Annotated in this window: 12 protein-coding genes; 2 read left to right on the top strand and 10 right to left on the bottom strand. The window is 41.9% G+C overall.

The features are described 5' to 3' along the window. Positions 1 to 66 precede the first annotated feature (66 nt). The 3 genes from M3180_RS13230 to M3180_RS13220 all read right to left on the bottom strand — a co-directional run bounded on the left by M3180_RS13230 (position 67) and on the right by M3180_RS13220 (position 2,787). Positions 67 to 882 carry a DUF2935 domain-containing protein gene (locus tag M3180_RS13230; RefSeq protein ID WP_251668224.1) on the bottom strand — a complete coding sequence of 272 codons (816 nt, stop codon included), beginning with the start codon at positions 880 to 882 and terminating at the stop codon, positions 67 to 69. Positions 883 to 1,121: 239 nt separating this feature from the next. Further along, a complete protein-coding gene (locus tag M3180_RS13225) occupies positions 1,122 to 2,006 on the bottom strand; it encodes a sugar phosphate isomerase/epimerase family protein (RefSeq protein WP_349774485.1) in 885 nt (294 codons plus the stop codon). Next, positions 1,978 to 2,787 carry a phytanoyl-CoA dioxygenase family protein gene (locus M3180_RS13220; RefSeq protein ID WP_251668395.1) on the bottom strand — a complete coding sequence of 270 codons (810 nt, stop codon included), beginning with the start codon at positions 2,785 to 2,787 and terminating at the stop codon, positions 1,978 to 1,980. The genes M3180_RS13225 and M3180_RS13220 overlap by 29 nt, the downstream gene beginning before the upstream one ends. 159 nt (positions 2,788 to 2,946) lie before the next feature. Between M3180_RS13220 and M3180_RS13215 the strand changes: the two genes are divergently transcribed. Continuing rightward, positions 2,947 to 3,762, top strand: a complete 816-nt coding sequence (locus M3180_RS13215) for a helix-turn-helix domain-containing protein (RefSeq protein WP_251668222.1) — start codon at positions 2,947 to 2,949, stop codon at positions 3,760 to 3,762. A gap of 87 nt (positions 3,763 to 3,849) precedes the next feature. Here the strand turns inward: M3180_RS13215 and M3180_RS13210 are convergent, their stop codons facing one another. From M3180_RS13210 to M3180_RS13185, 6 genes are all read right to left on the bottom strand, one after another. Further along, a complete protein-coding gene (locus M3180_RS13210; RefSeq protein ID WP_251668220.1) occupies positions 3,850 to 5,466 on the bottom strand; it encodes a response regulator transcription factor in 1,617 nt (538 codons plus the stop codon). Between the two features lie 9 nt (positions 5,467 to 5,475). Further along, positions 5,476 to 7,218: a cache domain-containing sensor histidine kinase gene (locus M3180_RS13205; RefSeq protein ID WP_251668218.1), complete on the bottom strand. Its 1,743-nt coding sequence runs from the start codon at positions 7,216 to 7,218 to the stop codon at positions 5,476 to 5,478. Positions 7,219 to 7,527: 309 nt separating this feature from the next. Then, positions 7,528 to 7,683 (bottom strand): DUF6903 family protein, encoded by a 156-nt coding sequence (locus M3180_RS13200; protein WP_251668216.1) that lies wholly within the window; start codon positions 7,681 to 7,683, stop codon positions 7,528 to 7,530. Positions 7,684 to 7,692: 9 nt separating this feature from the next. Further along, the gene (locus M3180_RS13195) at positions 7,693 to 8,586 is read right to left on the bottom strand and encodes a carbohydrate ABC transporter permease (protein WP_251668214.1); all 894 of its coding nucleotides are present in this window, start codon (positions 8,584 to 8,586) and stop codon (positions 7,693 to 7,695) included. A gap of 11 nt (positions 8,587 to 8,597) precedes the next feature. Further along, positions 8,598 to 9,488, bottom strand: a complete 891-nt coding sequence (locus tag M3180_RS13190) for a carbohydrate ABC transporter permease (protein WP_251668212.1) — start codon at positions 9,486 to 9,488, stop codon at positions 8,598 to 8,600. A 155-nt stretch (positions 9,489 to 9,643) separates the two neighbouring features. Then, entirely contained in the window at positions 9,644 to 11,035 is a 1,392-nt protein-coding gene (locus M3180_RS13185; protein ID WP_251668210.1) for a carbohydrate ABC transporter substrate-binding protein, read from the bottom strand. Between the two features lie 316 nt (positions 11,036 to 11,351). Here M3180_RS13185 and M3180_RS13180 point away from each other — a divergent pair, with 316 nt between their 5' ends. Next, on the top strand, positions 11,352 to 12,785 hold the full coding sequence (locus M3180_RS13180; protein ID WP_251668208.1) for a carbohydrate ABC transporter substrate-binding protein: 1,434 nt from the start codon (positions 11,352 to 11,354) through the stop codon (positions 12,783 to 12,785). Here the strand turns inward: M3180_RS13180 and M3180_RS13175 are convergent, their stop codons facing one another. Next, entirely contained in the window at positions 12,786 to 13,679 is an 894-nt protein-coding gene (locus M3180_RS13175) for an AraC family transcriptional regulator (protein WP_251668206.1), read from the bottom strand. Between the last annotated feature and the right edge of the window lie 5 nt (positions 13,680 to 13,684).

The following is a 13,684-nucleotide window of genomic DNA, read 5'->3' as shown; positions in this document are numbered from 1 at the left end:
ACGAAAAAAGCCTGCAAATCAGACATTGATCTGCAGGCTTTGTTTGATTGTTTAATAGAATTACTATCAATCAAACTGCATATTCTGAACAGGCTTTCCGGTAAGGGTGTGCTCGAACATGTCGATAATGAAGAGAAACCGTTCTGCCTCACGGAATACGTGATCTGCTAGTAGTGGATGGATAATACTTTTAATTCGGCATTCTTCAATCAAGTCTCGGGCTGTTTTCTTAAAGTCTCTGAGCGATTGCACTGAAACTCTATTCTGATCAAGAAACTGGTCAAGTAAAGGTGCGGTTTGAGATTCAGGGCGCATCGAATCAAGGTCTCGCGCCTGATAAAGCAGCTTATCGAAGTCCTCACTAAATTCTCGAGCTTGTTCCACTAGCTTTCGTTCGGAAGGATCAAGAAGATGTCCAATGAATTTCGCATGATCTGCCATTATTCTTAGGAAGAATACATTTTCATTAATAATAGCGTCTGGCAGAGGGTCTAAATTACCAGCATTAAGCTCCTCCAATCTATTTCTAAAATAAAACGCTTCTCTGCTCGTATGATCAACAAGCAAAAGAAAATTATTTGCTCCGGGAAGCTGGCAGCTTAAAATGAGACCTAATATTTTTCTTTTAAATGCCCAAATGTGTGATGCGGCAGTATGAACCTCAACATTAAATCGTTGAATAACTTGCGGATCGGTACCAACATCGAAAGCCTGTGCTCGATGTTCAATAGCTTCAAAAGTTGAGTAATAATGATTGGCTTCATTAATCAATTGAGTGTCTTCACTTCTAAACCCAAGCCGAAGGAATAATGAATGCTCCTTCATGATGCGTGACCAAAACTTTATCTCATCTAATGACCGCACAACAAACCCATTGGACACTTATTCGCCTCCTAGAGTAACCTCATTACTATACATGTATTGCTTACGGTTAGTCTCTATTCCTACAGACAGGGCTTAATATTTTTATAGATATAGGGCGCGCTATGAGCTAGCTCGAACAATATATAACCATACGATACATGCTAGCTCTAATTTATAGTAAAAAAATCCGTTAAGCCTATACTGCTGGCTTAACGGATGATTATTAATTGAGCCTATGACTATATGAAAAGAACATATTACACCCTTGCTGTCTCTGACCAGATGCGACGCGCTGTACGCAGGAAGAGCAATGACTGCTCCCAACGATCACTTATCTCCTGCCTCCGCTGCCCGTAATCATCAACCGTTATCGCATATGGTGGTGGGCCGAGCTCAACAATGAACGGAAGTACATCGCCATTGCGTGCTACTTTGCGCCAATGCTTCATACCGCTGCTCCACCAGCGTTCAAAATGCTGCAGCATAGGGTGCTCACCTGACGGACCAACATCAACCTGCACCTGCTCACCATTTGAAACCCTTGCATGAATAGCAGAGGTGCGTTCAAGCAGCTTTTGCATCAAGGCCTCCGCCTCATTAGATATGGTGTGCATCTCTCCTGCAACGACGTAATGTGACATATCAATCGTTAATCGAAGCTGCTCCAGCGCTTCAACATATGAGACCGTTCGGAGTAAATCCTGCGTAATGGTACCGCGATGCGTCTCGATATATGCAGGTATGCCAGCTTTCTCTGATAACTCATGGATTCCTCTCAGCAGTTCAATTGCTCCATTATCAATTAGAAACGGTGTCATTACTTGAACATTAATGTGCTGGATGGCTCCGTATTGCTTGGCTTGCTTAAGCAGTATAGCCATGTCATTACAGGTTTTCGGGTATGCGTTAACACTTAAGCTTAAACGATAGCGCTCAAGCAGCTTGCTCCATCGTTCCGCATCCTTAGGACTAGGTATAAATCCATTGATTCCATCAAATCCAGCTTCCGCTATCATCTCTATCTTCTGTTCTAGAGAATACTCTGCGCTGCGCTCTAGGCCGTTCATCCCCCACCAGGACATATGAACCTCGAGCCTCGGATCGTTGAACGTATTAGTGTGGGTAGAATGGTTCGAATTCAACGCCGCATGGTCCTCCATCTGGATTCGTAACCAGCTCTACCTCGGAGCCGTCAGCTCTGTAAAGTGGGCGATAGTATTCACTAATATGCGTAGCAGATTCATTTGCATAATGGCAAATAAATGATCTACGGAAGCGATCCTTCGTTTTATTGCGGTAGGAGCCATGAATTAGATTTCCGTTGAAGAACAACACATCACCCGCATCCATCACAACAGGCATTGCCTTCTGATCCTTAGGCGGCTTAACATAATGTGTCGTGAACGATTCCTTCGCATCCGAGTATTCAGGACATACGATCTCGTATTCCTGCGTCTTAGGAACGACGAGCAAGCTGCCATTCTCTTCATCTGCGGCATCAACCGCGGTCCACGCAGCAATGCAATTACCTGGCTCGACCTTAAGATAGAAGTTATCCTGATGAAGTGCCTGACCTCTAGCTCCAGGTGGCTTATAGTAATACATGCTTTGCGCAGCGAGTGCCTGCTCCTCATACAAATCCTCGAGCACGCGGAGCACAGGCTGATGAAGCATATATTTTTTGGCTATTTCATTAAAGCGATGTGGATGCATGACTCTCGGATAGCGCTTTAATGGATCGGTTACCGATTCCGATAAGTCTGGCTCAAAAAAGCCTGGTACCGTTGTATGACTAATGGCTTCAAAGGTTTCCTCAATCTCCTTTAGCTGCTCTGCCTTGAACAAGCCCTTAACAATTAGGTAGCCTTCGTTCTCGAATTGCTTTTTCTGTTCTTCACTCAAAAATTTAAGTGTATACACGATACATCCCCCCTCGTTTCATTACTTAAAGTGTAACTTCTTCACTAATCATAATGTAGTAACAAATCTGCTTTTTTCTCACACAATTCTGCTATTGTATGGAATGCTGCATTGCATTTCGATATAATAAAGCAACATATAATGGCAAGGATGGTGAGCACCGTGACACAGTTTGATGAGCCTTCTAGCTATGACGGACAGTCGCATGGTCTGTTTATTAGTGGTCACTTTCACGTTAACGACTCGTATAGTACACATCGGCCGGGTGGGATGGATGACTGGCTAATTACGTTTACTTTAAGTGGAGAGGGCTATTTCATTACGCCTGAAGGTGAAACAAGATGCTCGCGGGGAGATATTGTACTAATGAGACCCGGTGTGCCACATAAGTATGGCACGGTAAAGGGAGAGGTGTGGAATTTTATATGGGCGCACTTTTCTCCACTATCCGTTGGTGACAGCCTGCTGCCAGCAGAGCCTTTGTACGTTCACACAATCGAGCCATTCTCAATCTATAAGCGTGTTCATCGTGCTTTCCGCAGAATTCTGTCAGATTCAAGAGAACGTCATGAATATTGGCAAGACCTTTGTCTGAATTCGCTGCGCGAAATCTTACTTGTACTTGCCCAGCAGAAGAATCATACGCTCGACCCCCGAGTCGAGGAGGTGCTTCATTATCTATCTAATCATATGAGGCACTCCGTGGAGATTGAGGAGCTTGCTAGAACGATCGGACTATCAGCCTCACGTATGTCTCATCTGTTCAAAGAGCAAACAGGTCAATCCATCATCGATGCATTAAACCAGATGCGAATACGTCAAGCTGCACTGCTGTTAGAGCATACGAATCGCAGTGCCTCGGAGATTTCATTCGAGGTTGGGTTTCATAACTATAATCATTTTATTCGGCAATTTCGCAAATGGATGGGGACAACGCCTAGCAGCTTCAAGCGGCATAACGATAGATCTAAAGGCTAACAGCGCATCACAGCCACTATTTAAGTAGATTGACAAATAGACTGCTCCATGCGATGGTCACAGTCTTATTTGTCGTATATTGTTAGATTAGTTAGTTCTACTATATGATTCCGAAATATGTGCCCGATAATCAGTTGGAGAAACGCCGAAGTGTTTCTTAAACATTCGACTAAAATAAAATTGATCACTGATTCCTACCAAAGCTGCAACTTCCTTCATATACGTATGGCCCTTCATAATTAAATCTGCCGCCTTGTTCATACGTACACTATTAATATAGTGAATAAGACTTGTGCCCATTTGCTCACGAAATACGCGACATAAATAGTTTTCACTAAAATTAACATAATCTGCGATCATTTCCAACGTAATTTTATCTTTATAATGCAAGTTAACATATTTTATAACTTCCCCGATTTCCTTTTTTACGGCAAGTGTATGAGGGGAGCTTGAACGATCAGCCTCTACTCGCAGTTCATCTAACGCCTTAATAGCATAGGTTAATAACGAATCTGAGCTCTTACAAGCCTTGATTTTACTTATACAGTCCTCGTAAAGCTCAGTATCAAGCACAATTAATCTACTGGCGCATAAAGGGATGTAATCCAGACATTTATGCAAAAATGTTTTAAGTGCCAGCGGATGGATTTTATTTTGCTGGCACTGGTTTGTAAAGGCTTTCAACATAGATGAGACGGCAGCTGTGTCATCCTCGTAAACGTGCTGTAATAAAGCGCTAGAAAAATCGACATAATTAACAAACTCAATATCTTGCTTCATTTGAACTTCCTTGTTGAACAATACAGAATGACGTTCATAAAAATTGATATTGATCGCATCTGTACAAGCATTGTATGTTTCTTTAGCTTCGACATATCCAGACACTTCATCAGAATAAACGATAACAGGCTCAAGCGTCATATACATTTTCAGTAAATTCTGTATTCTTTGAACGAAGGTTAATGGCTCAAAGCCACATTGCTGCAATCGTTCCTTAGCAATCAAAACGACGATCACATGAGCATCAACTTGAAATATTTCTACATCATGCTCTGATTCAACTTCATCAAGAATCATATTTTCGATAAATGATATGGATACGTTAGAGTTGTCGTTTTCACTCGCCCGATCGACAGCTGCATCAATGTAAAAAAGATAGCTTGATTTTTTTTCTAAATATAATTGGATATCTCTTCGTTGTAGCAGTTGAGCAGCGTCGTAATAGCTATTCGTGAAGTAATCCTTTAACGTAGCATTTTTCACGCTTTTCATATTGCTACGCAGCACCTGTTCCCTTTGGACCTGCTCTTGTAATGTTTGCTGTTCCTCCTCTAGAAGCTTTACTGTCTTCTGTAGCTGCTCAATCAACCCCTCGGTCTTAATACTAATTTTCAGTAAATAATCGACTGCACCAAGCAGAAGTGCTTCACGAACGAGCTCATATTCACCAAAGTTACTTGCCACAATAATCTTCCCATTGTACTCTAGCCGATTCAGCTCTCTTATAAGCTCTAACCCATCCATATTGGGCATCTTCAAATCTGTCACGATAATGTGGGGCTGCAGCTCCTTTACTAATGCTAAAGCTTCTACTCCGTCAGAGGCAGTGCCGCATATATGAAATCCAAGACTCTCCCAATCGATCATGGTTCGTAGCGCAATTTTCACAATAGGCTCATCATCTACAAGTAAAATATTGATCATATATCACTATTAACCTCCCTCTGGTTGATGTATGGGAAGAATGATTTTACAGCTCGTTCCTTCTCCTACAGCACTAGAAATATATAGACCGAAGCCTTCGCCATAATGGAGCTTAATACGTTCATTAACGTTGGTAATCCCTATGCCGGACAACTTATTTGCATTATCCGATTGGAGGAAGCGATTGGTATCGAAGCCTTTGCCGTTGTCTTTAATTTCTATATGAAGCTGCTGATCGACCTGTTGAACCCTTATTAAAATATCGATAGATTTTCCATGCTCCGAGATCCCATGGATGATGGCATTTTCTGCAACTGGCTGTAGAATTAATTTTGGAATGAAACAATGAAGCAGCTCTTTATCAATCTCGTAATGCACTTGGAAGCGATCCGCATATCGTATTTTTTGAATTTCAAAATAGTGAGCTAGATTTTCAAGCTCCTGCTCAATCGTAATTTCCTCATTATGATCCAAAATCGTACTGCGTAATAGCTCAGACAAGGAGCTAATTCCGTTATTAAGGACAGGCACCTGATTAATGACTGCAAGCCAGCGAAGCGTATTTAATGTATTGAATAAAAAATGGGGATTGATTTGAGACTGCAGCATTTGCAACTCCAGCTCACGCTTCCTTCTTTCATCGAGCTTTTGATTATCGATAAGCCGCTCAATCTCGCTTACCATGCTATTAATTTTACGGGATAATACGCTCATTTCATCATCGTTATCATCATGAATCCGATTAGACAGCTCTCCACTCGAGATCTGATTACTGAAAGCAATAATACCTTTAATAGGTCTTACAATACTATTGTTCATAAAATATATTATGATAATACAAACGATGATAATGACCAAGCTAATTAGTATAATACTGGTCGTTATATGACTAATTTCAGAGTTGATGTAGGAATAGGGCATGAGCGATACGAGATAAAGCCCAATCTGCTCATTATATATATAGGATACTTGCTGATCTTCAGCATCAATAACTCCTGAAAATGAAGCTACTCCGCGTGCTCGCTGTTCATTGATGCTTTTGAATAACGATTGATCCGCATACTGTTCTCCTAGTACAACGCTTTTATCACTTGCAGAAAGCACTGTCCCGTCGCGGCCCAAAATAACCAGCTTAGAGCCAGCTCCTAAGTCAACACTTGAAAGAATGTTTTTTGAAAACATATCAGCACTAACAAAGACAAATGCATAGCCAATCTGCTCAGAGCTATCATGCTCTGCATGTATTTTTCTCCCTACAGCAATCGTATCGTAGGATCTTGCCGTTCTAACGTAAGTAAGTCCGTCATAAGGAGAGTTATTATCGACATCTGAAATCGCCCTTTCTAGCGATGCATTGCTAATCGTTTCAAAGCCAAGCTCATAGAAAGGTCGGTGCTCTGTATCATAAATGCTAACGGTTACAACATGTGCCGGAAATATAGTTCGGAATATCGCATCCATTGCAGCTTCTTTTGATGTTTCGGTCACTTGTTGCGGTAGCTGATTAGATAGGTTTGCTTGGACAAACTCATTCGTAGAGATCGATCCGTTAAGATACTGGTAGTTTTGCAGCTCTGCTAGTAAATTTTTATTCACTAAAGTGATCGCCTGATAAGTAGATGCGCTAAGCTTATCGCTTATCGATTCCGAATAAAGCTTATAAGCGTAATAACCTAGAAATAAAATAGGAATAACCGACACGACTAAAAACGTTCCAATTAATCGATGCTGTATCTTAAATTTGCGCAGCATAGCATAGCTCCTTGATCTTGTTAAGCTAATAGTAACACAAAATACATTAAAAAGAAGATGATCAGACATCATCTTCTTTTCATAGGCAATGCTTCGTGATCAAGGGTGTAGGTATTGAACTTCCTCTTCTAATTAATGTTCAATACGTTCACCTTTCAGCACCAAGAAGGTTGGACGAAGCTAGGGGCTGAGGAGCGCAGCGTACGTGCTTGTACGTGAGCACCGGAAGACCCGGCTAAGTTCAAGATTCGACGCCGATTAAGCCTTCAGTTGAGCTTCGTGATTAAGGGTGTAGGTATTGAACTTCCTCTATCTGTGCTTTCTATTGTATATCCATAAAAATGTCACCAACACCCCAAGCCCAGCCAGCATAATAGCAAGTCCCGTTGGACCAATCGAACGATGTCCAAAGATAGTAAGTGATATTCCTATGACGAACAGGATTAAGTAGAGCAATATTCTCATCTTAGCACCTCACCCTTTCAACCCGCCCATAGTCATACCTTGGGTCAATTTCTTTTGTACTAGAATATATAGTAGCAGCGTCGGCAGCATAACGATCACAAGTCCTGCATAAAGCTGTCCGTACTCCACCGCTGATTTTTGTGCGGCTAATAGATTCATTAATCCTACTGGCAATGTCTTAAACTCTGGCTTCGTCAGTAAGGTCATCGATATAATATACTCATTCCAGAACGATAGAAAATTAAATAATATGATGGTAATAATTGAAGGCTTTGCCATCGGCATAATCACTTGCACCATTGTTCGGAAGTGTCCAGCTCCGTCAACAGAAGCAGCCTCCTCATATTCCTTAGACAATGTTTTGAAATAGCCTGACAGCAAGTAGATCGTAAAGGGTAACGCCATAGCGGTATATACAAGTGCTAATATAAATAGATTGTTTAAGAAGATCGGCTGACCAAGAACATTACGTGCCAGCTTATCTCCATTATTCAACATAAGAAAAATCGGCACAACAATATAGTTGATATTAATAAATAAGCCCGCCATAAACATCGTACTCCATAGTGCATTTCCTCTGAACTGATAACGTGCAAGCACATAAGCAGCTGGAAGTGCAATGATCAGCAATAGCACGATGGACATCGCCGTGAGCAATATGGAGTTAAGCATAAAGTTCCCCATATTAGCCTTGAGCCACGCATCAGCAAAGTTCTGAACATAAAATCCTTCTGGTAATGCCCACGGACTGCCATAAAATTCTACATTTTGTTTGATAGAAGCCATGAACGCCCACATGACTGGGACAAGGATGACAACTGCTAGTAAAATTAGTATGAGATATGACAGCGCCTTATATAGTTTTCCGCTGCTCTTTATAAAAGCACCGTTGCTTGTATTCATGTCTTCCCTCCTTAGTACTCTAAATGTTCACGCTTCGTAACGGCGTTAAGGATACCTGCAAGAGCAAACGAGAACACGAACACAACGACACCGATCGCCATTCCATAGCCGTAGGAAGAGTTCGTATAGGCTTCCTTATACATATAGCTCAAGAACACCTCAGTTGCTCCGTCAGGTCCGCCACTCGTCATTGCCGTAACGAACAGGAAGCTCATATTAATCGTACTAATTATAAAGAAGGTTAATGTGGTACGAATATTCGTCCATATAAGCGGAATGGTAATCGCGAAAAATTGATGGATCGGTGTTGCTCCCTCCAGATCAGCGGATTCATATAAGCTTTCTGGTATGTTAGCCATACTCGCCATATACATGACCATGTAGTAACCAACAGCTTGCCAGATCATTGCCCCCGCAAGGCTGAAGATAACAATTTTCTGATCCCCTAGCCATAATACAGGGACGTCTTCATTACGAAATAAATTTACGATAGAATTTAACAGTCCATTATTCGGATCATAGATCGCTGAAAAAATCGCACTAATGACGACGACAGACAATATGTTTGGAATGTAGAATACGACTCGGAAGAAGTCACGTCCCTTAAGCTTACTCCGTGAAAGAATAGCTGCGAAAACTAGAGCAAAAGCGAAAGTGACGATGGTGACCACGACGATGAGTAGTATACTGTTCTGAAATACTTGGTAAAACTTATCACTCTGAAACAGCTTAACGAAATTATCAAGCCCGATAAATGTTTTTGTATCTGTGTAGCCTCCCCATTTGTATAACGACATCCGAAACACATCAAAGGTAGGAATACATAAAAAGATAATAAAAAGCGTTACGGCTGGCGCCAGACAAAAAAATATGAAACGGGATCTTCCGCTGTTGAATGGCATTCCCCGAGCTCCTTCCAATGTAAAGTAACTGTGGTCAGCGTTGCACTGACCACAGCACCATTAAACGTTTGTAAACTAATAGAGCAGTAAACATATAACGAATTAGTAGCAACAACGTTTATTTTATGCCTGATATGCTTTTGCTTGGTCCATCATTATTTTAGAGCTGGGCGAAGTGCATCACTTGCTTTTGTAATAGACTCTACCCAATCTTGCTGTGTTTTTGCACCTGTTACTAATGAGTCAATCGCGCCAAATACCGTATCAGAGATATTAACTCCCTCAACTGGATCCGTTGTTGCAAATGCACCCATCGCGGCTTTTGCTCCGCTATCATAAATGCTGTAGAACAATTTGTTATCTCCATCCAGCTTACTTGACATTGTTTTAATCGGTTGAATTGCTCCAACCTTAGCAAAGATCTCTCCAGCCTCATCTGAATAGAGATATGCGATAAATTGCTTTGCCAAATCAGCATTTTCCGCTTTAGCTGGAACCCAGATTTGCTCGAAGAAGGTGTAGGAGTAACGATCTCCACCCTCTGTTACCGCCGGTAATGCAGTAAAGCCCCATTTGAAGCCTTCTGCACGCGGTGCTTCACCCATCTCACCGACAACCCATGTTCCATTCGGCATAAATAATGCTTTATTGTCTAGAATAAGCTGCTGGTTTTTCGTAAAGTTATCTTTATTCGCATTAGCTGGAACAGTTTTTTCTGTGTAGGAAGCCAGCTTTGTTATAATATCAAACGCTTGTGATGCTTCAGGTGTTTGCCAGATTCCTTCCGTATAGTTCATCGCTTTTGTGAAAAACTCTGCTCCGCCTACCTCGTTAAGCAAAGCATAAAATAAAGAATCGAAGTATCCCGTTGTAGGGTAAGCGAACAGAGCAATACCTTCAGCCTTCGCTGTATCACCTAGTGCCCACATCTCATCCCAAGTTGTTGGAACCTCCCAGCCCTTTTGCTCGAACAAGCCCGCATTATAAAATAATCCTGTAGGGCTGTAAAACATTGGCATTAGAAACGTTTTACCATCGTTATAAGGATTCGTAATAGTAGTTTCTGTAAAGCCAGGAATCAGCTTGTTACTAACGGTCTCTGTTTCGCCTGGAATGACCATGCTTAGCACATCAGTAAGCTCCGTCATATTGTTATCTTTAATAAATGTTTCTGTAAGCCCTTTCGGTTGACCAACTGCAAGATGAATGATATCTGGAAACTCGCCTGATTTCATGCTTGGTCCAATGACATCCTCAAGGTTTTTGTCGATTGTCAGGTCAACCTTAACCCCTGGAACCTGTTGCTCAAATGCTGCAGCTACCTCTTCCCATACCGCTGCACCATAAGCTGTTTCCAGGGCTGCAATCTTTAATGTGCGCTCTTCTACCGGTGGTGTGTCTGTAGCGGTGGAGTTAGTTGAATTGGTTGAGCTGTTGCTAGCATTCGTCGTTGATTGGTTCTGCTCCGTATTGTTGCTCGTTGAACCGCAGGCTGCAAGCACCAATATTAATACAGCAGCAAGCGCTAAGCTTACGTTCTTTCTCATTTCATTGACCTCCTCATACACTGTTTGTTTTTTTCTACATGCTCAGCTTAATCGTCCATCGTGTGCTGTTCAATAGCATTTGCCCAAGTGGATAATATCGCTCATTGGTATGCAAATATTATCTATAAGTACTCATTCACAAGCTTGAACTTTTACGACGTTAAAGCTGGATTAACATCAAATGAAAGCATTTTCAATGTTTTCAGATAATTTTGTACATAGACTGTATAAAAATGTTCATGTACGCTTAAAGATAACTTGTTCATAATAGATCTGTTAAGGATCTATTTCTGACTAAAAATTTGGAGTGAACAAAATGAAAAGATCGATGAGTGTCCTCTTGGTCGCAGCAGCATTGCTAACGATTGTAACTATTTTAGTCATCAATTTCGTATACGAACGATATTCACCCGGTCATCAAGCAAATGTAATAGATCAATCAGAAGAGGTGTCTAATCGCTTTAAAAATAAGCAGCTAAACATCGCTGTATTTCAAGGCGGCTATGGTCCTGAATATTGGAAAGAAATTATTGAGAAATTCGAAGCAGCTTATCCTGGCGTGCAGGTTAATTTGACGATAAGCCCGCGCATAGGAGACGTAATCAGGTCTCAAATTGTAGCAGGAAATCCTCCTGACTTTTTGGCGATTACTGATACGGATCAAAGCGGAATTATGACCTCATTAGTGAAGGAAAGAGGTTTAATGGATATAACGGACGTATTTGAAGAGAAGGCCCTTGATAAGGATCAACAATTAAAGGACATGATTCTTCCCGGTATTCTTGAAAGCACGAGATTCTCACCATATGAGGATGATCGAATTTATATGGCTCCATTTAATGCAGGTCCTATGGGGCTAATCTATAACAAAAATCTATTTGAAGAAAAGGGCTGGAAGCTGCCGGTCACATGGGATGAGTTTTTCGCATTAGATGAGGAGCTTAAAAAGAAGGAAAATTTCGTCATAGACGAGCACGGCAATAAAGTAAAGCGAGCGTTGTTTACGTATCAGGGGATCTATCCAGAGTATTTGGAGGAAATAGTTTACCCGGCTATTGCAAACGCTGCCGGCATCGCACAATTAAAACGAATGTTCTCCTATGAGCCAGGCTCTTTTAGTACGGAGCCTGTAGAGAAAGTTCTGGATACAATAGCGAGGCTTGGGACGGAGGGCTATTTACTGGAGGGCACGGTCGGGCTAAATCATACACAAGCTCAAACTGATATGATGCTTGGTAAAGCACTATTTATAGTGAACGGTTCTTGGATGGAGAATGAGATGAAGGATTCTCCTAGAGAGGAGGGCTTTCAATTCGGTATGATTCCGGTCCCTGTGTTTAAGCAAGGAGATGAGCGCTTTATTCTCTCAAGCTATGAGCAGTTCTCCATTCCGCTCAAGGCTAAAAACCCAGAGCTTGCTAAGGAGTTTTTGAAATTTCTATATACGGATGAATCTGTCATCTTATTTGCTGAAAAATCCAACGGCTTATTGGCCTTGAAGGGCGCTCAGGAGCTTGCGAGGAACTATTTAACACCAGGTGTATATGAAATGTTCAGCGCTTATGAAGGGGCGACAGCCATCATGCAGGAATGGAGGGTTGTCCCTAAGCACGCTAAGGATGATATTAGAGTTCCATTATTCAAGAATGCAATCACTCCTGTTATGACTGGAGCTATGACGACCGAAGAATGGATGGAACAAGTGGAAGCTGCATTTGTAGATATTCAGGCGAAGATGGCTGCACAGTAATTACTCTTCCTTACGTCGTGCAGAGCGGACATATTTCGGTCGAAACGCACTAGGCGGCATGCCCGTCCAGCGACGAAATTGTCTAGAAAAGTGGCTCGCTGATTGAAAACCAAGCTGCTCAGCCAGCTCCTCCATCGTATAGGTCGAATGTACAAGCAAATGCTTCGCTTGGTTAAGAACAAGATTACTCATATACTGCCGCGGCGATTGACCGTACACCTTTGTAAAAAGATGCGTGCAATGTCCGCGGCTAATGCCAAGAGCGTCTGCCACCTCTGCAATTTTCATATGATTGCCTTCACGCAGCTTTTGTTCAATCGCATGCGCTAGCTCCGTTTCAGCGACCGATGAGTTACTTGTGCTCTCGCCCCATGCAGGAACGACATCAATTGTCCTATCACGAAACTTGATAAACTCACTAATAATGGCTAACGTATGTGATTGAATAATCAGTCGGTTCAGCGCCTTGTCTCCCTCGAGCGTTTCCTCACGATTATTGCTCAAAATCGCGCCCTCCATCGCACTGATATGTGTCGATAAAGAAAGGGCGGCAGCCTCCTCCTTGTTAATTAGAATATAATCATCGTTACATAGCCGTGCACGAATGATTGGATCGTCCAGATCAAAATGCAAATTAAGAAAGCTATAGTTGGCGGCATGACTATTTTCTGATGCGTGAGTAATACCCGACTTAATTAATAGCCAATCTCCACTACGAAAGGGAAAGCTATGCTCCCCGATCGTTTGCTTAATCTCTCCTTCTTTACAGTACAATAGCTCAAACAGATAATGATGATGACGTGGGAAGGACCATTGGGGAGGGAATTCTCCGATATGACACCCGATTATTTGCAGCGTACTCGTTAGGTTAGGCAGTGTATATTGAATTTCCATCGTTC

The sequence above is a fragment of the Paenibacillus camelliae genome (genome assembly GCF_023715345.1).
Taxonomy (GTDB): domain Bacteria; phylum Bacillota; class Bacilli; order Paenibacillales; family Paenibacillaceae; genus Pristimantibacillus; species Pristimantibacillus camelliae.
The sequence above is the reverse complement of the archived record's forward strand: the minus strand, read 5'-3'. Positions and strand labels throughout refer to the sequence as shown.